We start from the raw sequence: 20,936 nt of genomic DNA on the forward strand, positions 1-20,936 counted from the left end.
ATTGAAGATTGAACATTGAAATATTCGATCATTGTCCCCGTTTATAACCGTCCAGATGAAGTGGACGAATTACTCGAAAGCCTGACTCTCCAAACACTTAAGGATTTCGAAGTAATCATTGTGGAAGACGGGTCGATAAAGACATGCAAGGATGTTTGCGACAAATACGCAAACATCCTTGATTTGCATTATTATGCCAAGGAAAACAGCGGACCAGGCCAAAGTCGCAACTATGGTGCAGAGCGCTCTAACGGGGAATGGCTGATCATCCTTGACAGTGATGTAGTACTGCCCGAGATCTATCTCACTGCGGTAGATAAAGCCATCACCAATCACCCAACATCCGAAGCCCCAATCACCGCCTGGGGCGGTCCAGATGCTGCGCATCCATCGTTTACGCCAGTACAGAAAGCCATCAGCTATTCGATGACCTCGTTCTTTACTACTGGCGGTATCAGAGGAGGAAAGGCGAAACTAGATAAATTCTATCCGCGATCATTCAATATGGGTATCCGTCGCGATGTATATCTACAACTCGGGGGATTCTCAAAAATGCGCTTTGGCGAGGACATCGACTTCTCGTATCGCATAGTCGAAGCTGGCTACATGCCACGCCTGTTCCCTGATGCATGGGTATGGCATAAGCGCCGCACTGACTTCCGTAAGTTCTTCCGTCAGGTTTATAACAGCGGCATAGCCCGTATCAATCTCGAAAAGCGTCATCCCGGCACCATGAAACTGGTTCATCTGCTACCCACCGTCTTTACACTCGGCGTCATCGGGCTGCTGTTGATTACACTGTTCTTTCCTCTCGCGTGCGTACCTATTATATTATACTGCATTATTATTTGTATCGACTCCAGCATCAAGAACAAGAGTCTATGGGTAGGACTGCTGAGCATTCCAGCTGCCTTTGTACAACTGATGGGTTACGGATTCGGCTTTATTGAGTCGTGGTGGAAGCGCTGCGTACTGAAACAAAGCGAATTTACTGCCTTTGAAAAGAACTTCTACAAATGAGTGACAAACTGAACATCAATCAGTGGGCCGAGGAAGACCGCCCAAGAGAGAAAATGGCAAATCTTGGAACAGAAGCTTTGTCGAGCGCAGAGTTACTGGCTATACTGATTGGTTCGGGCTCTACCAAGGAGAGTGCTGTAGACTTGATGAAACGCATTCTTAACGACTGCAACAACAGTTTAAACACACTAGGCAAAAAGTCGATAAACGACCTATGCCAATATAATGGTGTGGGACCAGCTAAGGCCATTACTATTCTGGCAGCCTGCGAACTGGGCAAGCGCAGACAGATGGAATCGCCAGAAGAAAGGCCTGATCTTGGTACAGCAACAAACATTTACAACCACATGCATCCCGTGATGCAAGATCTGGACGTCGAGGAGTTCTGGGCGCTGATGCTCAATCAGAACTACCGACTCATCAAGAAAGTGCGCATAGCCCATGGCGGCATCACCGAAACAACTGTCGACATCCGCATTATCATGCGCGAAGCAGTGCAATGTAACGCTACACAACTGGCTGTGTGTCACAATCATCCATCTGGAAACAGCACACCAAGTGAGCAAGATGATATCCTCACCCGAAGCATCATGCAGGCATGCAACGTGATGAATATCCATTTTCTGGATCATGTCATCGTAACCGATGGCGTCTACTATAGTTACCACGAAAAAGGGAGATGCTAACAAACAAAAATATACATTATGACACAAGAAGAGAAAACACAGATAGAAGAGAGGATCGTTGATGTGCTGAAAACCGTCTACGACCCTGAGATTCCCGTCAACATCTACGACTTAGGCATGATCTATAAAATAGATGTACAAGACGATTACACAGTAGACCTTGATATGACTTTTACTGCTCCCAACTGTCCCGCTGCCGATTTCATCCTTGAGGATGTGCGCACCAAGGTTGAAAGTGTGGAGGGCGTAAAGGGATCGAATGTAAACCTAGTTTTCGAACCCGCATGGGATCAATCGATGATGAGCGAAGAAGCACGAGTAGAACTTGGATTCGACTAGTTGACAGTTATGAAGAATATATATTTCCTCTCTGATGCGCACCTTGGGTCGCTGGCCATTCCACATCAAAGAATGCAGGAGCGCCGACTGGTTCGTTTTCTCGACAGTATCAAAGAGAAGGCTGCCGCCATCTATCTATTGGGCGACATGTTTGACTTCTGGTACGAATATAAATACGTGGTACCCAAAGGATATACCCGATTCCTAGGTAAACTGTCGGAGCTCACCGACATGGGGGTAGAAGTGCATTACTTTACCGGTAACCACGACATCTGGGCCTACGAATATCTGGAAAAGGAGTGCGGTGTTATTCTGCACAAAAAACCAGAGACTACCGAGATATACGGCAAGATGTTCTATCTGGCTCATGGCGACGGATTGGGCGATCCCAACAAGAGTTTCAAACTCATTAAAAGTATATTCCACAACAAGGCGTGTCAGTGGGCTTTCTCTGCCCTCCACCCACGCTGGGGCATGTGGTTCGGATTGAACTGGGCTAAGCACAGCAGGATGAAACGCCCCAACGGCGAGGAACCAGCCTATATGGGTGAGAACCGCGAGCATTTGGTGCTATACACCAAGCAATATATACAGTACCACTCTAACGTAGACTACTTTATCTATGGTCATCGCCATATAGAAGTAGACCTACAACTTACTAAGAAGGCGCGCATGATTATCCTTGGCGACTGGATTACACAATTCTCCTACATCGTCTACGATGGTGAGCATCTTCTGCTCTCGCAATATATAGAAGGAGAAAGTAAGCCATAAAAGCATAGCTTTCGCATGACAAAACCATAGCTTTCAGAATGCAAAAGCTATGGTTTTGTTACATTTTGTCTTTTATACGATGTTGTATCTTGGAGTGCCGTCCAGCGCTGTTCGTACTCCAGCTCCTGCGCCCGGACCTTCTTTAACGCTTGTTTGCGTCGATGACGATCAGCGATTTTAGGACCTACCGTTACATCATAAAGCCAAGCCAACATGGCCAACACATTGGGACCTGCAGCCACAACCTGCGGCAACGGAACTTCCTTTGGAGTAGTTGGCCGTAACATATTTGTCATCATATCCTTGCGACGGTCTTTACCTAATATCACCACCTCGTCGATAGCACGCAATGTGGGAATCAAGAATATAGTATCACCATGTATCTCATCGCGAAGCACATAGCGGCGCTGAAACTTGGGGTGGCAGAAGTCAATACGTTTAAAACTATCAGGAATCTCAATCATTCCGTTCCATGGTGTACGAATCTCAGAGCCGTTGTCTATGCGCACCTGTACATCGCGCTGGGGAGCCTTCGACTCAAGACTGGCCACAACCAGTTTACGTTGAGCCATCACCCCAACACAGCATAACAAAAATGTTGCTATGAAATACAGCCGATTCATGATTTAGTCTTTTCAATACTGCTGCAAAATTATGACTTTTCTGCATATCTAACCAAAATGAAGTATTATAATATCTTATAGATATAAAAATTAATGTAAGATTAAGTCTTTTTGAATTAAAATATGTATCTTTGCAGCAATTTCTAATGGATAAGACCAACATGAGCAGAAAGAAGATAGTAACATTCGGCGAGTTATTACTTAGGTTCTCGAAACCTGGACAACTCAGACTGACACAGGGCGACCTGTTTACCAGCAAATATGGTGGTAGTGAAGCCAATGTAGCAGTATCACTGGCCACACAAGGCGAGGATGTAACATATATAACCCGATTACCAGACACACCTGTAGGACATGCAGGCGCCATGAACTTGGCACAGTTAGGTGTAGACACAAGCGAAGTACTCTATGGGGGACAGCGCATAGGCACATATTACTTTGAGCCAGCAGCCGGCATGCGTGCTGCAAAAGTTATCTACGACCGATCTGGTTCGGCCTATTACGACCTGAAACCGGGCATGATACCCTGGCGCAAGATACTTCAGGACTGTGCCTACTTCCATGTATCGGGCATCACAGCCGCCATCTCATCACAGGCAGCCGAAGCCACCTTCGAGGCTCTTGACATCGCTGACGAACTGGGCGTTACCATCTGCTTTGACATCAACTACCGAAAGAACCTGTGGAAGTACGAAGGAGCCCAACCTCGCGAGACACTGAGTAGCATGCTGTCGCGCTGCGACATGATGTTTGGCGACGCCATCGAGTTCGAGTGGTTATCGCAGCATAAGCAGCCCCCATTCACTGCTACCGACTCCAACTTCGAAATGCAGATGAAGGAGTATGGTGAGTGGTTCAATGAACTACACGCACAATATCCCCGACTGAAAAACTGGATGATGGGCATGCGAAATATTGTCAGCTCTAACCACCACACACTTACAGCACTGCTATGGACAGAGGGAGAACTGCTACAGGCACCTATCATAGACATCCCCGATGTGATAGACCCTGTAGGTGTGGGCGATGCATTCATGGGCGGATGGCTGCACGCCATCAATATCTTCTCCGATGACAAGCAGAAGCAACTCAACTACTCACTGGCCGCTGCCGCACTGAAGAATACCATCCCCGGCGACTTCAACCTATCGACCGAGAATGAGATAACAGACGTGATGCAGCAGTACGATCTTATTTAGTCTTTTATAATATTTAACGTTTCAGCGTGCAGGGTTTTTGCCTCTATATCGTTTATGTAGATAAAGAACCATAAAACGGTAATAGAGATGAAAAGAACAAAAGTGGCTTTGACCATTCTCATGCTGGTTGTATCAACCATTACTACCCAAGGACAGGACATCAACTGGCAGGCAAGAGCCGGAATCGGCTCTGCAAGCCTCATAGGCGGCGTGTCGAACATCGACGAACGAACAGGTTTTCATATCGGAGGTGGTGCCGACATCGGCTTATCGAAGAACGGCGTATTCAGGCTGCAACCACAACTGAGATTTGAACAAAAAGGCTGGCAGTTTGATGGCTATTACGGAAACGAACAGATTATGAAGGCGCACTTTAAAACGCATCTTGACTACATAGAACTGCCCGTGATGGCGGCAGTCCGTTTGCGTTTAGCCAAGAAAAGCTATTTTACCTACAAGACAGGTTTGTATGTGGCTTACGGTATGAACGCCAAGACCAAGATGGAGATTCTTAACACAGAAGGCAAAGAGACCTTCGACAGCAACCACTTCAGCGAATCTTGCGACTTCCGTGATATTGTCTACGACAAAGACACTCGTAAGACCGGCTACCCCAAGTTTGACCGTTGGGATATAGGCATGATTGGAGGCATCGACCTAACATTCAACCACTTTATTATAGGTGGAGAAGTATCAGTAGGCATCAAACACCTGTGTGAATCTAGTTTTATTGGTGGTACGTTAAACAATATCATCAACTATGTGTTCACAGGAGGTAGTCCCAAAAACATATCAGCAAGCCTATCTGTTGGCTACCAGTTCTAAATTAATTCGTGTAAACAATGAAAAGAATATTTCCACTAACAATCATCATAGCAGCGCTGCTATCAGCATGCAGCCCGGGCGGCGACTGGCTTAACTATGAAGATCCAAAGATTGAGTATTCCGACCTACCTTCTCTTGACTACACCTTCAAAGGCGTATGGACAGTTGACGACATCAAGGGCGACGAAACCTATTCACGCATACTCATTGACTTTAAAAGCAAGAACCTGATATCTTGTGGTACATTCCCTTACGCAACCATTATGGAAGCACTCTTTCCAGAGGTTAAGGTTGCCAAGATATGCGACAACTCAGCCGAGAGTGGCACGCCATCACCAGAGGAGGATCTCTGGGAGCAGACAGTCATGAGCCATGGTACTAATCTCTGTCTGATGTCGAGTCTCGGCATACCCTATCGCTGCATTGGTATTTCCGAACAGTCAATCTACCTGGAGATGAAGCCCGACATGACATATGGCATACTATACCTGCCGTTTGTAGTAACTAAGGACAACGGCACGCTGATGGCAGTAATGCTGACAGTTGCACCTACTGAATCAACAGCCTTACTCGATAGAGATGGCGCCTCGTTCTCAAACAGGCTAACAGTTACGCAAGTAGAAACCATCATCGACGGACAGTCGGAAATAAAGAGGCTGAATCCCACGATGCAACTCAGATTCACCAGTATCGAAAAAGTCAAGTAAGCAGAAGTGGAAAACGAACAGCAACTGCTATCAGCCATCAACCAAGGCGATCGTACTGCCATGCGGCAACTCTACGAGCGCTATAAGGGTTATGCCATGTCCATAGGACTAAGGTATACCCCCGAAATGAGCGATGTGGAGGATGTAGTGCAAGATAGCTTTGTGACCATCCTGACCTCTATCGACAAGTTCGACTACCGAGGCGAGGGCTCGCTGAAAGGTTGGATAGGCAGGATTGTTGCCAACAAAGCATTCGACTTTGTAAAACAACATGAGCGCATCACATTCGTTGACACCATCCCGGATGCCCCGAACGATGAGCCTGAGATAGAACGTATTCCGCCCGATGTGCTCACGGCAATGATAGCAGAGCTGCCTTCGGGCTACAGAATGATACTGAATCTCTATGTATTTGAACACTGCTCTCATCGCGAGATAGCCAACAAGTTAGGCATTAAAGAGAGCACATCCTCCTCACAGTTGTCGAGAGCACGACAGTTATTAGCCAAGATGATGACGGATTATTTAAAACGACACGAGACATGAAGCAAGAAGAATGGGCCGAAAGGCTGAACAACCATCTGAAAAACTACCAGCAGGAGCCCACACGCGACCTGTGGGAGGGCATCGAAGCTTCGCTCGACAAGCAGGCTAAAGGCCCGATGCGCCTGATGGTCATGCGTCGTTGGCTGATGGCAGCCGCCATCATTGGCATTATCTTTGGTGGAACATATCTACTATGGCATCATGAGGTTCCCCCACAGCCACAAATAACCGAGGCGAAGCAAGCCCACAAGGCAGAGCAGACAGACAAAGCGCCAGAAAAATTCATCGCACAAGCAGAAGAGTCACACACGATAGCAGCTAAAACAACCGAGCAACATGTTCAGCAAACTATGGTTGAAGAAGAAACTGATGTGCAACAGAAAGAAGAGAACGCGCTACCCGACGAAAAGTCTACAATACCCCAAGAGGATACACCAAGTCCACAGCCACATCGTCCGCTACCATCGGAGCCAAAAGTTGATTATCAGCATACAGAACGTCAACAGCATCAGCCGCTGCGCCTAACCATAGGGTTGTTTGCCCAAGGCAATACAAACGACATGAACAGCAGGAATGGTGTGGTGATGAATACCAACATCATGTCACGCGCTGCAGCAACACGTGCTTATCTGCTGAACTACGAAGAGCGTGAAAGCCACGATCAGCCCGTTTCGTTCGGTCTAACAATAGGTTACCCGCTCAACAAGTGGCTATCTGTATATTCTGGTGTGGTTTACACCAAGCTACACTCATCGTTTACTACCCTGATGCTCAAGCACCAGATTGTACGCAACCAGAAACTCCACTACTTAGGCGTGCCCCTTAACCTACAGGCCCACCTGGTACAGTGGCATGGCATCGGTCTCTATCTGACGGCTGGTGGACAGGCAGACTGGAACATTAAAGCTGAATCGAACACCGACGGCATCGACCAAGTGATGGATAAGGACCGTATGCTATGGTCGGTTGGCGAAAGCTTAGGTCTGGAATACCGTATTATTCCCCAGCTGAGCCTTTATGCAGAGCCTGGCATTCGCCACTACTTTAATAACGGTAGTACCATCAATAACTATTTTAAGGACAAACCTACGAGTTTCAACCTTCAGTTGGGACTCAGATTAAACATCAACACCACAAAATGAAAAGATTAGTATTATTCGTCATGTTGGTCCTCTCGCTTGCAGCCAATGCGCAGACCAACGAGAAAGCCACAAAAAGTATCTCTCTCGAGTTCCTCGGTGTGCACCACGGCTGGGGTCTTAACTACGACTCACGCATCAAAGGAAACGAGGGGCTGGGTTATCGTGTAGGACTTAGTTATGCCTATGCCTTTCCTGGACAAGATATAAGCTACAAGGGTGTGGCCGTTCCATTAGAGGTAAACGGGCTTTTTGGCAGCAAGGTAGCGAAGTTTGAGTTGGGTATAGGTACAAGCTTAGGCTATTACCGCAAGGATGACCACAGCTTAGGCACAAGTGTATACAGTAACAGATTCCGCATTCTGCCCTTTACTAATCTGGGACTTAGATTACAACCCAAGCAAGGCGTTACACTACGATTGGGAATAGCACCCCAATTAGAGTTAATATACCCCTACATAAGTCTGGGTTATGCTTTTTAACAACAATAATCCCCGCTCAGCAGTTGAGCGGGGATTATTTATACATAGACAGAAGTAGTTAAAGCAAGTTCATGGTATCGGTAGCAATCATCAACTCCTCGTCGGTTGGAATGACAACAACCTTTACCTTTGAATCATCGGCAGAGATGACTGCCTCCTCGCCACGAACGTTGTTCTTCTCCTCGTCGAACTTAACGCCCAGGAACTCAAGACCCTCGCAAACTGCAGAACGCATAGAAATCTGGTTCTCGCCTACTCCAGCTGTGAAGACAATCACGTCTACACCACCCATAGCAGCAGCATAAGCGCCGATATACTTCTTAATACGGTAGAAATACATCTGCTGAGCCAGTACGGCACGAGGCTCACCAGCCTTAGCAGCATTCTCTACATCGCGCATATCCGAGCTACCGCCAGTGATACCAGCAACACCGCTCTTCTTGTTGAGCAGGTTGCTCATGCCATCGGCATCCAGGCCCAGCTTCTTCTCAAGGAAGGTAACGGCACCGCCGTCGATATCGCCAGAGCGGGTACCCATGACGAGACCCTCAAGTGGAGTAAGACCCATAGAGGTATCGATACACTTACCGTCCAGGACAGCAGCGATAGAGCCACCGTTACCGATGTGGCAGGTAATCATCTTTGTACCCTCAGCCTTCATGCCCAGGAACTCGAGTGCGCGGGCTGAAACGTAGCGGTGAGATGTTCCGTGGAAACCATAGCGACGCACACCATACTGCTCGTAGAGCTCGTAAGGAATAGCGTACATATAAGCCTTAGCTGGCATGGTCTGATGGAAAGCGGTATCGAACACACCTACCTGTGGCAGACCAGGCATCAGCTCCTTAACGGCGTTTACACCCTTAAGGTTTGCGGGATTATGCAGTGGAGCAAGGTCAGAGCACTCCTCGAAGGCCTTCAGCACCTCATCGGTGAGGATGACAGACTTATTGAACTTCTCGCCGCCGTGCACCATGCGGTGACCTACTGCGTCGATCTCGTCGAGGCTCTTGATAACACCGATTTCAGGATCAGTGAGCAGAGAGAAGATGAACTTTACGCCCTCGGTATGCTCGGGGATGTCGTGCATAATCTGCTTCTTCTCGCCATTGGCCAGCTTTACCTTTACAAAGGCATTGTCCAAGCCTACACGCTCAGCACCGCCACTGGTCATAACACTCTTGTCGTCCATATTGTACAGCGCGTACTTGATTGACGACGAACCACAATTCAAAACAAGGATTTTCATGATTTCTTAACTCTTAATTCTTAACTCATATTTACTTCTTCGCGTCCATAGCCTGGCAGGCAGTGATGGCAATCATGTAGTAGATGTCATCAACAGAGCAGCCACGAGACAGGTCGTTAACAGGACGTGCGATACCCTGCAGCACAGGACCGATAGCGATAGCGTCGCCCAGACGCTGTACCATCTTATAGCCGATGTTACCAACCTCGAGGTTAGGGAATACCAGCACGTTAGCCTTACCGGCAATGTCAGAGCCTGGAGCCTTCTTGGCGCCAACACTTGGAACCAGAGCAGCGTCAGCCTGCAGCTCACCGTCGATCTTCAGTGTAGGATCGAGCTCCTTTGCCAGACGGGTAGCCTCAATCACCTTGTCGCATACCTCGTGCTTGGCACTACCCTTGGTAGAGAAGCTGAGCATAGCTACGCGTGGCTCCTCGAAACCGGCCACAGCCTTTGCCATCTGAGCGGTGCAGACTGCAATCTGCGAAAGCTGATTGGCATCGGGCATTGGTGTAACAGCTACGTCGGCAACAACGAGCACACCATCCTCACCATACTGCTTCTGCTTAGAGATGAGCAGCAGACCACCGCTCACGCAGGTGATGCCAGGCTGGCACTTGATAATCTGCAGAGCAGGGCGCAATGTATCGCCAGTAGTAGAGAGAGCACCGGAAATCTGACCGTCGGCACCCTCGGTCTTGATAATCATACATCCCAGGTACAGAGGATTCTTAATCAACTTACGGGCCTCTTCGATGGTCATACCCTTTGACTTGCGGATTTCAGCCAGCTTCTCAGCTAGCTCCTCGCTCTTGTCATAGTTCTCAGGGTCGATGAGAGTTGCCTTACCAATGTTAGTGAGTCCCTTTTCCTTAGCCAGGGCCTCAACCTTAGCGGGGTTACCAATCAGAATAATGTCTGCGAGGTCATCAGCCAGAGCCTTATCGGCTGCACACAGAGTACGCTCCTCTTCAGCTTCAGGGAGCACGATGCGCTGCTTGTTACTCTTAGCACGCGCTACAATTTGACTTAATAGATCCATAATTTGTTTTATATTAAAATGTTAATACTGTGATTCCTTATTATTCCAGCTCCTTTGTCAGGATACTCTCCAGCTCCTCGGCCGAGAGCCGCAGGCGGAACTGGCCGTTCACTGCAACGGATATGGCACCCGTCTCCTCCGACACCACTACTGCCACGGCATCACTCTCCTGCGACATACCCATAGCGGCACGGTGGCGAAGGCCCAGCTCCTTGGGGATGTCCATATCGTGGCTCACCGGCAGGATACAGGCTGCTGCCCTGATACGATTCTTCGATATGATCATGGCGCCGTCGTGCAGCGGAGAGTTCTTGAAGAAGATGTTCTCTATCAGCCGCTGGTTGATGTTCGAGTCAATCTGGTCGCCCGTCACCGCTATCTCATCCAGCGGCATCGTGCGCTCTATAACGATGAGCGCGCCAACCTTACCGCGACTCATGTTCATCGCTGCCATAACGATAGGCATAATGGTCTCCTTGAGCGCTTTCTTGCTCTCGCCGTCGTCGTGCTTGGATGTAAACAGACGTATAAAAGCCTTCATACGGCGATGGGCTCCCACATTATACAGGAACCGGCGTATCTCTTCCTGAAAGAGCACGATGAGCGCAATAACACCCACGCTCACCAGCTTGTCCAGAATAGAGCCCAGCAGGCGCATCTCCAGAATCTGCGACACAAACAGCCACATAATCACGAACACCATAATGCCAATGAACACATTCAGCGAACGTGACTCGCGCATCAGCCTGTAGATGTAGTAGAGAATCATCGCTACAAGCAGTATGTCGACAAAATCCTTGATTCCGAATTCGAAGAACATATAATCAAAGGTGAGAAGTGAGAGGTGAGAGTTGAGACATCATTTTTACGCACTCCACTGCCTGCTTCACGTCGTGAACCCGCAGTATGTGTGCCCCCTTCATCAGCGAGATGGTATTAAGCACCGTTGTGCCGTTAAGAGATTCCTCGGGAGTTATTCCCATGAGTTTATAAATCATCGACTTGCGTGATATGCCCACCAGCAGCGGCAGCTCCATCACGTGCAAGCGCTCCATACAGTTCATGATATCGTAGTTCTGCTGCAAGGTCTTACCGAATCCGAAGCCGGGGTCCAGGATGATGTCGCAAGCCCCGACATCGCGCAGCTGCTGCACCTGGCGGGCAAACTGCAGCAGCATCTGCTTCATGCTGGGCTGCGTCGACATTAATATATAAGGTACGTGCAGGCGTGATACCAGCCTGTACATCTCCTCGTTGCCCTCGCTCACGTCGTTGATGATGTCGGCACCAAACTCCTCCACCGTCATACGGGCCACATCGGTCCGGAAGGTGTCAACAGAGATCACGGCATCGGGCAACTCACGACGAATAATACCCAAGCCGAAACGCAAACGCTCCATCTCCTCAGCCTCAGAAACCTCGGTGCCGCCCGGGCGTGTAGAACACCCGCCCACGTCGATCATACTGGCACCTTCGTCTACTATCTGGTGGCAACGCTTAACAATCTCGGCCTCCGTCTGCACCCTGCTCCCGGCATAGAAAGAGTCGGGCGTTACGTTCAGGATACCCATCACCTGGGGGGTGCTGAGATCCATCAATCTACCTTTGATATTAATAGTATAGCTCATTTCGCCCACAAAGATATAAATTAATTATGAATTAAGAGTTAAGAGTTAAGAAAAACATTCTCTATCATACATTTTTTCTTAATTCTTAACTCTTAACTCTTAACTTTTCCTTATCTTTGCACCAAAATTCACGAAGATTATGGATATAAAGGAACTATACAAGCTGTATCAGCAGCACCAGTGCATCACCACCGACAGCCGCGACTGCCCCGAGGGAAGCATCTTCCTCGCACTGAAAGGCGAGTCGTTCAACGGTAACAAGTTCGCCCTGCAGGCCCTTGAGAAGGGATGCAGTTATGCGATTGTTGATGAGGATTTAGAGAATCTAGACAGTTTGGACAATCTAAAAAAGCGAATCATCAAAGTTGATGATTGCTTACAAACTTATAAAGATCTGGCTCGCGAGCACCGCCGCCAGTTCGACATACCTGTCATCGGCATCACCGGCACCAACGGTAAGACCACCACCAAGGAGCTCATTGCCGCCGTCCTCTCCAAGAAATACAACGTGCTCTACACCCAGGGCAACTTCAACAACGACGTCGGGGTGCCCAAGACACTGTTCCGCCTTAACAAGGAACACGAGATTGCCGTGATTGAGATGGGAGCCAGTCATCCCGGTGACATCAAGACACTGGCCGAGACCGCCGAGCCCACCTGCGGCCTGATTACCAACGTGGGCCGCGCACACCTCCAGGGCTTCGGCTCGTTCGAGGGCGTCATCAAGACCAAGGGCGAGCTCTACGACTTCCTGCGCAGCCGCGAAGACAGCCTCATCTTCATCAATGCCGACAACGAGTACCTGATGGACCAGATAGGCGAGGACGAAGACATCTGGATGTCGCCCTACTCTACCGACCCCGACAACCAGTACTCCTGCATCTCGGGCGAGATCATAGAGTGCGACCCGTTCCTGAAGTTCCGCTGGCGCGAGCCGCTGATGGTGCTCGAGGAAGAGGGGCGCAGCACCAAGTGGCACAAGGTGCAGACCAAGCTGATCGGCTCTTACAACATCGACAACCTGCTGGCCGCCATCGCCGTGGGAATCAACTTCGGCGTTGACCGCAAGAAGATATGCGCCGCGCTCGAGGAATACGAGCCGTCGAACAACCGCAGCCAGATGACCGTTACCGAGAAGAACCACCTGATTGTGGATGCCTACAACGCCAACCCGTCGTCGATGCAGGCTGCCCTCGAGAACTTCAAGCTGATGCAGGCCGACCACAAGATGGTTATCCTTGGCGCCATGCGCGAGCTCGGCGAGGTGTCGGCCGAAGAGCACCAGCACGTGGTAGACTATCTGAAAGCTACCGACGTAGAGACGGTATGGCTGGTTGGCGAGGAGTTCGAAGGCGCCCGCTGCGACTACCGCAAGTTCAAGGACGTAGAGGAGGTGAAGGCCGCCATCGCTGCCGAGCAGCCCGAAGGCTACTACATACTCATCAAGGGTTCTAATAGCACGAGACTTTATCAGCTGCCGGAGCTGCTGTAACTGTCGTGAGAAACATCATCATCTTCTTTTGGCTTATACTGCTGACGGCGGGATGCGCCAGGCAGGAGGCTCAGGACGCTTACCTTGAGCAAGGCAACAGCGTTTACTACTGGCGCACCGAGCTCAGGCTCGACTCTGCCGAGAGGGCCTTCCTCAGCCACTACCATATTAATAAGGTGTACTGCCGCTACTTCGATGTCGTCATGAACGACGGCGCCGCCGAGCCAACGCCCAATGCCACCATCACCATCGCCGACACGCTGCCCGACGGCATCGACATCGTCCCCACCGTCTACATCACCGAGGACTGCATGCACCAGCCGCACAACGACCTGGCCGGGAAGATAGTAGACCGCATCCTGCAGATGAACGAGACCAACGACATCGCCCGCGTCAGCGAGATACAGATAGACTGCGACTACACCAGCAAAAGCCGCCACACCTACTACAGCTTTCTGGAGGAAGTCAGGTCCAAGCTCTCCGCCGTCCATGCCCGGCTCTCCACCACCATCCGCCTCCACCAGCTCTCCATGCCCGCACCGTCTGCCGACTACGGCGTGCTGATGGTCTACAACACCGGCGACCCGCGCAAGTGGCAAGAGCGCAACCCCATACTCGACTACCGCGACGTCTTCCCCTACCTCAGCCGCCTCGCCAGCTATCCGCTCCCGCTGGCCACCGCCTACCCCGTCTACCGCTGGATCAGGCACATACAGCACGTCAGGGTGGAGCACACCGTTGCCGCCGGCGAGATACTGAAGGTAAAGCATGCCTTGGAGAAAGCGCGCCCCGGCCTGGCCCGACACATCATCACCTATCATTTGGAAACAGATAATATTAACAGATACACACCAGAGACCTATGAAGAAATTTATCGTCATTAGCCTGCTGACCGCCCTCTCGCTGCCATCGTTCGCATGCGCCTGGGGCGAGCCCGAAAACCCCTACTTGTTCAGCATGTACGTGCAGAACGACTTCAAGACCCGTGTAGAACGCATCTGCAACGACAACTGGAAAGCCTACCTCGGCTCTACCGAGGCCTACTTCTGGTTCGATGCCGACGACGCCATCAAGGCCGCCCGCCGCAAGGGCGACGCCCTCATGGTGAGCTACGTGCAGAACCTCAAGAAGTACCTCGACTGCGTAGCCGTAGAGCAGAACAAGCAGCACGAGTGGAACTACCCCACCAAGAAAGAGATTGCCACCCAGCAGCGCAACCTGCAGGCCGTGCGCACCTACGCCCTGGGCAAGACCAAGACCAGACTGCGCTCGCAGCACGCCCTGCTCTATATGCGATGCAACATGATGCTGGGCCGCCACCAGGACAACATCAGCTTCTGGCAGCAGACCGCCAGCCAGTACATCGAGACCGTCTATAAGGACATGATGAAGAACATCTACGCCGGCGCCCTCTACAAGACGGGCCGCGAGGCCGAGGCCGGCCGCATGTTTGCCGAGATGGACGACTACGAGAGCCTCATGACCATCTACTACAACAAGCGCTCCTTCCAGGCCATCAGCGACCACTACCGCCACGCCCCCAACTCCAAGGTGCTGCCCTTCCTGCTACAAGACTTTGTGAACAACGCCCAGGAGGCCGAGGACGCCAAGACCGAAGGCGCCTACGGCGGCAAGCTCTTCATCCGCGACATCAACCAGCAGGAGTCGCGCCTGATGCAGCAGTTCTGCGACCAGGTGGTACGCGAGGGCAAGACTGCCACGCCCCTCATGTGGAAGTGCGCCAAGGCATGGCTCGAATACCTGGCCGGCAAGAAGCAGGATGCCTTGAAGGACATCGAGGCCGCCATGAAGCTCGAGGGCACCGACCGCATGAAGGACAACGCCCGCGTGCTCCGCTTCTACATCACCGCCGCCACCGCCAAGCCCGGCGACAAGTTCGACAACTACCTGGCTGGCGAAATCACCTGGCTCAAAGGCCAGGCCGACCCCTTCTTCGCCCGCGCACTGCAGCGCACCGTCAACCAGGCCCTTGTGCCCCACTACCATGACCGCCCCAACCAGCTGCTGGCCCTGCTCAGCATCACCGGCAACAACAGCTTCGACGCCCGCCAAGACACCATGCGCGTCGACCGCCTCGAGCAGTTCTACAGCTACGCCCGCACCCCGGCCTCCAAGAAGTTCGACAAATACCTGAAGAGCCAGCTCAGCCTGAACGACACGGTCATGGCCGAGCTCATCGGCACCAAGCACATGCGCATGGGCCAGTGGGCCAAGGCCGTTGAGTGGCTCAACGCCATACCCGCCAGCTTCTACAACCACCACCGCAACTGCGAGTACCGCTACTACTCACTCCAGCGCAGCTACACCGTCGAGCCCTGGCTCAGGCGACAGTGGCTCAACAGCGCCCGCGCCTACGAGGGCAGCCAGGCATGGACCGCCAACCTCAAGCTGCGCTTCAGCCAGGAGATGCTGGCCATGGAGCAGCAGCTCAGCGTGCTCGACGGACTGGCCCGGCAGCAGCGCTGCTACGACCTGGCCGTGCGCTACGCCCAAGCCAGCCGCAAGGGCGACTGCTGGTGGCTGACACACGACAGCAAGAGCTGCTGCGACTCGGTGGGGGCCAACGAGCTCGACTTCGGCGCCAAGGCCGCCGCGCTGCTGCAGCAGGCAGCCGCCGCCACCGATGCCGCCCTCAAGACAAAGGCCCTCTTCGCCATGGGCTACCAGGAGCTCTACAACGCCACCCCCGGCGCCCGCCTGTGGAAGAGCAACGAGTGGAGCGACCAGGCCGCCGACTACGTCACCCGCTACAACCGCCAGTCGGCCCAGTTCCAGGCCTTCCAGTCGCTGTTCCAGCTTGTGGGCGACACGGGCCGCGAGCCGGCCTACGTGGCCAGATGCGACGAATATGCGCAGTTCAAGAAGTACTACCGCAGGAATAAATAATAAAAATTTCCCCAAAACCTGCACGTATTTCAAAAATTAGCAGTACCTTTGCCGGCGAATTTAAGAAAGCCTCTAATAAAAGGCTCGGGATGTAGCGCAGTTGGTAGCGCACTACGTTCGGGACGTAGGGGTCGGGCGTTCGAGTCGCCTCATCCCGACCCAAGGCGACAAAGGAGTTTTTTCCTTTGCCGCTTTTTCTTTGTCGATAATGTAACCAGTTGATATTGTGCGGAATATACGGAACACCTCGTTCTCGTTTTCTGTTCGATAACTGCCCAAATGCTTGTCGTACAAAATACCGTCAGGATATACAAGATTTTGTAGTTTCTGACGTGTACGGAAGTCACCCTCTTGCCACAAAGTGCCTAATTTACAAGACATTGCGATTACGTCAGCAATATATTTCTTCTCGTTCGATAGGTCACGCTCCGCTTCTTGGAGTGCCTTGTGTATCTGCGTCAGCTGGTCGTTCAAGTGGGCTGATGTGGCGTTGTAGATGTCTTTGTCTATCTCGCCCAAACCGCAACGAATTTTAAGTTCCACTTGCTTACGTTCGATTTCGCTCTTGTTCTTCAAAAGGAGTGTTCTTGTGTCACTTCGCTCTTGGTTGTATTCCCTAAACACCTTGTGTAATACTTTGGTTAAGATTGGAACAAGCGGTTTGGGGATGCTGTACGTGTTCAGCAAGGCGCAATACTGCTGGTGTAGTCTCTCGGTGCTGTGATTGCTCTTGCAACCCTTCTTGTTACACTTGTAGTAGTCCTTGCCTCTGCTCTTGACTGTGTAGCCTGTCAAGTAGCCTCCACAATCAGAACAGCGAACGTGTCGTTTCAGTGGGAATGGCTCGGTTTCCTCTTGGTGCTCGTAGCCTGCGTGTGTGATACCTTGTATCTTGTTGAAGGTAGCCTCATCGATTAGCTTCTCTTGCTTACCTTCGACAATTTCATCCCCTAACAGATTGTGTGTAATCTTACCGCAATAGAACGGATTGTGTAGTATCTTGTTGAGGTGCTTGCGGTCAATCCGCAAGCCCTCCAATGCCAAACGCTCGACAATCTCAATGTCGCCCATACCCTCGTTTGCTTTCCACAAAAAAGCTTTCTTCAAGATGCGCCCATCGTCATTGACGGTCAATATATGAGTCTTGCCAACCTTCTTATGGTCGTAGCCTAATGGTGCTTTGCTGTACCACTCGCCACGTTTCAAGCAAGCAGTCATACCAGTGACTGCTTTGTCACGTCTGAGGCTGTTCTCAAACTGATTGAACAGAAACAATATGTTCTCCATAAATTCGCCAGCGATGCTGTCAGTGTCTATTGGTTGGGTGGCACTGATAACATATACCCCCTTGGATTTGAGATAGGCTTTGGTCATTATCGCCTCGTTTCCTGCTCGACTGAAACGGTCAAATGAGTAAACGAGAATGATGTTGATGTCTCTGTCTGCTGCCACCTCTGCTATCATCTTGCGGTATAACTGCCCCTCAGTCTTTGCACTCTCGTGCGTACCTCCGTACTGCTTTTTGATGGTGATGCCGTGTTTGGCTGCGTACTCTCTGCAAATGCGTTCTTGTGTTTCAAGGCTGCAATTATTCTCTTCTTGTCGCTCCGTTGATACCCTCGTCCATAGGGCTGCGACCTTATTCTCCAACTCGGAGAACTTCGTAACTTTCGTCTGTTTAATTTTCTTCGCCATAACTACCAATATTAAAATTGTATATTATCTTTCCTAATCGATAGAGGTATTCTAAAACTTCTTTTTGCTTTGCTTCTTCTGTTATTCCTAATTGTTGCAATTCTTCTGCATATTCATTAATTTCTAAATTCGTAAACATTTATTACTAATTGTTTCAATGTGTCAAAGGACACTTATTTTCACCCTACACTTAGGGTCTGGAGGGCTTCCACCTCCTCTTTTTTGGGCGATTTGCAAATCTGTTCGAACAATGCAAAGATATAGAAAATAATTCATAAATCCAAATTTTTGTGAATAAATATTAAATTAAAGTTTGACACTTACGAATCGTGTTGACGCTCGTACCTGTGATTTTGGCAATGTTACGGAGGCTGATACCCTTACGCAATAGCCGTATTTCCTCGGCATATTGCTCACGCATTGCCCCGTCTGACTTCTTGTAGCCCTCCTTACGTCCGACCTTGCCGCCATTGGCTCGGAAGTTCTTGTAACCGCTCTCGACACGCTCACGGATGGTCTTGCGCTCCATCCTTGCGACCTCTGCAAGTATGGTGATGAGGAACTGAGACATTGGGTTCACCTCTCCGCTCTCGGTCAGTGTCTCGATACCGTAGTTCTGTATGTAGAGGCTAATGCCTAACTTGTTGAACTGCTCAATGACTTCGAGCACTTGCAACGTGTCACGTCCAAGGCGTGAGAGTTCAGTCACTGCCACCTTATTGATATTGTGGGCTTGAACGTACTCTACCATACGGCTCAGCTCCTTACGCTCAGTGTTTTTCTTGGCTCCGCTCACCTTCTCACAGAAGACAGCCTCAACGCTCCAGCTGTTACGCTGAGCGAGGGTGTTAAGTTCATTTACTTGACGCTCGTAGTCTTGAACGTTAGTGCTAACTCTGGCGAAGATACAAATTCTTTTCATATTTGATATATGCGTTAATTATTTCTTTTTCAAAGGTACAAAAAAGTTAATATATAGCCAAATAATAATTAACTTATTTTCCTAATAAACCTAAAATAATTTGCATTATACAACAATAATCACTAAATTTGCAGAAAATTCATGGTATGAGTAAGATACTGGCTGACAATGTAAAGCGAATCTGCAAGGAGCAAAACAAGCAGATGAAAGACCTTGCTGCGGATATGGGGATAGACCCAGCATCTCTTACGAGGGCGTTGAATGGTAATGCTCGCCTCGATACGATTCAGAAGATTGCGACCGCCTTAGGTGTGTCGATGAAAAGCTTATTCGAGCCGCTGGATGATGTCGAGGGTTTCATCCGCATAGGTGATAAAATATATCAGTTCAATAGTAGATTTGAGTTGGAAAAACTATTACAAAAGAACAAGTATTAAAACTAACTATGCGTAATTTATTGAAGTTTTTGCCGATGCTTATTGTCACAGTCCTAATAGTCTTATTTTGGATTGATGACTTTATAGCGTTCATGATTGCTATCTCCTTGTTTTTCTTATTTATTCCTGCTATTATAGCAGCCATCTATTTTACAATAAAATCTTGGAGGCTTTCAAACCGATGGCAGAAAGGATTATTTGGGTGGGGAATATTTAATCTATTATTCCTTTTGGCATATTTGGTATTCAGACTTCCAGCCCAAAGATGTAGTGTACCTTTGATGGCAGAACATTATGAGAAGAATGCGAAGAACATGGAAGAGTTGATAGAATACATAGACAAGGCATTAGATGATAGTGCAGCAATATGTTTGGAATTTGAACATGGAAAGGCTTCCATTTTCCATGTTGCCTCAAAAGGAGATTCACTAATGTCATGTCACTGGGATGATGCAGAGATGAAAAAGGACTCTCTAATGAAAGTTGTCGGACTGACACGTGACGAATATGAGAGCATATACTCTCGACTTAGAAGTATTGATTGTATTGGTTTTGAAATGAATAAGTCACATCTTAAGAATGAAACCATTATAAATTTTAGGCGTGTAGGAATGGGAATGTATTCTTTCGTCCTCTATAACAGCCCCATGAATCAAGATGAGAAAGATAAATATCTGAATGATGGGCAGTATATCCCCTATAATGAGATGGTTGTATTTATGTATGGTGGAGGTGCTTTTGGACTACAAACATTTCCTAATGAAGAAAAAGAAACATTTCTCCTTAAGCACAAACCTTGGTAACAACATGTTTTTGAATAGACTTTGTCATCATAATTTTTTAAGTTAGAATGATACAAAAAGAATGTATCAATGTGGTCGATATTATGATTACATTGATACATTTTTAATTTGACATGTACTTCCCTAGAAAAAGTTGAATGGTTTTTAACTTAACCCTGCCATTGGTTGAATGCCTATTGGGTACCTAAATTCTTATCCCTGACAGAAGTTGAACAATTCTCTTTTAACCCTTGTTTTTGTTGAATAAGCTCCACGGAAAGCCGTTCAATCATATTCAGGGTTTGTGGTGCAAAGGTACATGCTCCTTCTTGAATTTCCAAATTTTCTAGATACTTTTCTCTAAAACTGATCCATTTTTTCTGTATTTTACCCATACAAGAGGCTGCCTGATGTGGAGTCATGTTGTTCAGCGACATGTGTG

General features: G+C 49.3%; 23 protein-coding genes, 1 tRNA gene and 1 pseudogene. 16 read left to right on the forward strand and 9 right to left on the reverse strand.

The window, feature by feature from the left end:
- Nucleotides 1–15: 15 nt before the first annotated feature.
- From BUB86_RS14515 to BUB86_RS14530, 4 genes are read left to right on the forward strand one after another with little or no spacing between them, the layout of a single operon-like run.
- Nucleotides 16–1,020 carry a glycosyltransferase gene (locus BUB86_RS14515; RefSeq protein WP_073210794.1) on the forward strand — a complete coding sequence of 335 codons (1,005 nt, stop codon included), beginning with the start codon at nt 16–18 and terminating at the stop codon, nt 1,018–1,020.
- Nucleotides 1,017–1,706, forward strand: coding sequence for a RadC family protein (gene radC / locus BUB86_RS14520; RefSeq protein ID WP_073210795.1), 690 nt, complete (start codon nt 1,017–1,019; stop codon nt 1,704–1,706). Before BUB86_RS14515 ends, radC begins: the two co-directional genes overlap by 4 nt.
- An 18-nt stretch (nt 1,707–1,724) precedes the next feature.
- Nucleotides 1,725–2,045, forward strand: coding sequence for a metal-sulfur cluster assembly factor (locus tag BUB86_RS14525; protein WP_073210797.1), 321 nt, complete (start codon nt 1,725–1,727; stop codon nt 2,043–2,045).
- Between the two features lie 9 nt (nt 2,046–2,054).
- Complete coding sequence (locus BUB86_RS14530; RefSeq protein WP_073210799.1) at nt 2,055–2,819, forward strand: UDP-2,3-diacylglucosamine diphosphatase; 765 nt, start codon at nt 2,055–2,057, stop codon at nt 2,817–2,819.
- A 47-nt stretch (nt 2,820–2,866) separates the two neighbouring features.
- Here BUB86_RS14530 and BUB86_RS14535 read toward each other — a convergent pair whose 3' ends face one another.
- Nucleotides 2,867–3,391: a hypothetical protein gene (locus BUB86_RS14535; RefSeq protein WP_139261654.1), complete on the reverse strand. Its 525-nt coding sequence runs from the start codon at nt 3,389–3,391 to the stop codon at nt 2,867–2,869.
- Nucleotides 3,392–3,603: 212 nt separating this feature from the next.
- Here BUB86_RS14535 and BUB86_RS14540 point away from each other — a divergent pair, with 212 nt between their 5' ends.
- The 6 genes from BUB86_RS14540 (at nt 3,604) to BUB86_RS14565 (ending at nt 8,340) form a co-directional block, all read left to right on the forward strand.
- On the forward strand, nt 3,604–4,641 hold the full coding sequence (locus tag BUB86_RS14540) for a sugar kinase (protein ID WP_073210839.1): 1,038 nt from the start codon (nt 3,604–3,606) through the stop codon (nt 4,639–4,641).
- Nucleotides 4,642–4,728: 87 nt separating this feature from the next.
- Nucleotides 4,729–5,466, forward strand: a complete 738-nt coding sequence (locus BUB86_RS14545) for a porin family protein (RefSeq protein ID WP_073210803.1) — start codon at nt 4,729–4,731, stop codon at nt 5,464–5,466.
- A 17-nt stretch (nt 5,467–5,483) separates the two neighbouring features.
- A complete protein-coding gene (locus BUB86_RS14550) occupies nt 5,484–6,173 on the forward strand; it encodes a hypothetical protein (protein ID WP_073210805.1) in 690 nt (229 codons plus the stop codon).
- A gap of 6 nt (nt 6,174–6,179) precedes the next feature.
- Nucleotides 6,180–6,719 carry an RNA polymerase sigma factor gene (locus BUB86_RS14555; protein WP_073210807.1) on the forward strand — a complete coding sequence of 180 codons (540 nt, stop codon included), beginning with the start codon at nt 6,180–6,182 and terminating at the stop codon, nt 6,717–6,719.
- Nucleotides 6,716–7,861, forward strand: a complete 1,146-nt coding sequence (locus tag BUB86_RS14560) for a porin family protein (RefSeq protein ID WP_073210809.1) — start codon at nt 6,716–6,718, stop codon at nt 7,859–7,861. Before BUB86_RS14555 ends, BUB86_RS14560 begins: the two co-directional genes overlap by 4 nt.
- Nucleotides 7,858–8,340 carry a hypothetical protein gene (locus tag BUB86_RS14565; RefSeq protein ID WP_139261656.1) on the forward strand — a complete coding sequence of 161 codons (483 nt, stop codon included), beginning with the start codon at nt 7,858–7,860 and terminating at the stop codon, nt 8,338–8,340. Before BUB86_RS14560 ends, BUB86_RS14565 begins: the two co-directional genes overlap by 4 nt.
- 58 nt (nt 8,341–8,398) lie before the next feature.
- Here the strand turns inward: BUB86_RS14565 and BUB86_RS14570 are convergent, their stop codons facing one another.
- Genes BUB86_RS14570 through folP form a run of 4 tightly spaced genes read right to left on the reverse strand, consistent with a single transcriptional unit; the run spans nt 8,399 to nt 12,259 of the window.
- Complete coding sequence (locus BUB86_RS14570; RefSeq protein ID WP_073210813.1) at nt 8,399–9,589, reverse strand: acetate kinase; 1,191 nt, start codon at nt 9,587–9,589, stop codon at nt 8,399–8,401.
- Between the two features lie 31 nt (nt 9,590–9,620).
- A complete protein-coding gene (gene pta / locus BUB86_RS14575) occupies nt 9,621–10,631 on the reverse strand; it encodes a phosphate acetyltransferase (RefSeq protein ID WP_073210815.1) in 1,011 nt (336 codons plus the stop codon).
- Nucleotides 10,632–10,671: 40 nt separating this feature from the next.
- Complete coding sequence (gene cdaA / locus BUB86_RS14580; RefSeq protein ID WP_073210817.1) at nt 10,672–11,451, reverse strand: diadenylate cyclase CdaA; 780 nt, start codon at nt 11,449–11,451, stop codon at nt 10,672–10,674.
- Between the two features lie 4 nt (nt 11,452–11,455).
- The gene (gene folP / locus BUB86_RS14585; protein ID WP_073210818.1) at nt 11,456–12,259 is read right to left on the reverse strand and encodes a dihydropteroate synthase; all 804 of its coding nucleotides are present in this window, start codon (nt 12,257–12,259) and stop codon (nt 11,456–11,458) included.
- A 139-nt stretch (nt 12,260–12,398) separates the two neighbouring features.
- Here folP and BUB86_RS14590 point away from each other — a divergent pair, with 139 nt between their 5' ends.
- From BUB86_RS14590 to BUB86_RS14605, 4 genes are all read left to right on the forward strand, one after another.
- Nucleotides 12,399–13,751 (forward strand): UDP-N-acetylmuramoyl-tripeptide--D-alanyl-D-alanine ligase, encoded by a 1,353-nt coding sequence (locus tag BUB86_RS14590; protein WP_073210821.1) that lies wholly within the window; start codon nt 12,399–12,401, stop codon nt 13,749–13,751.
- Nucleotides 13,752–13,756: 5 nt separating this feature from the next.
- Complete coding sequence (locus BUB86_RS17300) at nt 13,757–14,635, forward strand: hypothetical protein (RefSeq protein ID WP_073210823.1); 879 nt, start codon at nt 13,757–13,759, stop codon at nt 14,633–14,635.
- Nucleotides 14,613–16,658: a hypothetical protein gene (locus BUB86_RS14600; protein ID WP_073210825.1), complete on the forward strand. Its 2,046-nt coding sequence runs from the start codon at nt 14,613–14,615 to the stop codon at nt 16,656–16,658. The genes BUB86_RS17300 and BUB86_RS14600 overlap by 23 nt, the downstream gene beginning before the upstream one ends.
- 85 nt (nt 16,659–16,743) lie before the next feature.
- Nucleotides 16,744–16,816: transfer RNA gene (locus BUB86_RS14605), tRNA-Pro, on the forward strand.
- Here the strand turns inward: BUB86_RS14605 and BUB86_RS14610 are convergent.
- The 3 genes from BUB86_RS14610 to BUB86_RS14615 form a co-directional block, all read right to left on the reverse strand.
- On the reverse strand, nt 16,770–18,353 hold the full coding sequence (locus BUB86_RS14610) for a recombinase family protein (protein WP_073210840.1): 1,584 nt from the start codon (nt 18,351–18,353) through the stop codon (nt 16,770–16,772). The two genes, BUB86_RS14605 and BUB86_RS14610, sit on opposite strands and share 47 nt — an antisense overlap.
- A complete protein-coding gene (locus tag BUB86_RS17750) occupies nt 18,337–18,492 on the reverse strand; it encodes a hypothetical protein (protein ID WP_175549516.1) in 156 nt (51 codons plus the stop codon). Before BUB86_RS17750 ends, BUB86_RS14610 begins: the two co-directional genes overlap by 17 nt.
- Nucleotides 18,493–18,654: 162 nt before the next feature.
- Complete coding sequence (locus tag BUB86_RS14615) at nt 18,655–19,275, reverse strand: recombinase family protein (protein ID WP_073210827.1); 621 nt, start codon at nt 19,273–19,275, stop codon at nt 18,655–18,657.
- 146 nt (nt 19,276–19,421) lie between these two features.
- On the opposite strand from BUB86_RS14615, the gene BUB86_RS14620 reads away from it, so the two are divergent.
- Both BUB86_RS14620 and BUB86_RS14625 read left to right on the forward strand, forming a co-directional pair.
- Complete coding sequence (locus BUB86_RS14620) at nt 19,422–19,712, forward strand: helix-turn-helix domain-containing protein (protein WP_073210829.1); 291 nt, start codon at nt 19,422–19,424, stop codon at nt 19,710–19,712.
- 8 nt (nt 19,713–19,720) lie between these two features.
- The gene (locus tag BUB86_RS14625; protein WP_175549517.1) at nt 19,721–20,515 is read left to right on the forward strand and encodes a hypothetical protein; all 795 of its coding nucleotides are present in this window, start codon (nt 19,721–19,723) and stop codon (nt 20,513–20,515) included.
- Nucleotides 20,516–20,688: 173 nt separating this feature from the next.
- Here BUB86_RS14625 and BUB86_RS14630 read toward each other — a convergent pair.
- Nucleotides 20,689–20,936, reverse strand: a pseudogene (locus tag BUB86_RS14630) (hypothetical protein); the annotation flags it as partial.

Origin of the sequence: Xylanibacter ruminicola (genome assembly GCF_900142525.1) — a bacterium.
Lineage (GTDB): Bacteria > Bacteroidota > Bacteroidia > Bacteroidales > Bacteroidaceae > Prevotella > Prevotella ruminicola_A.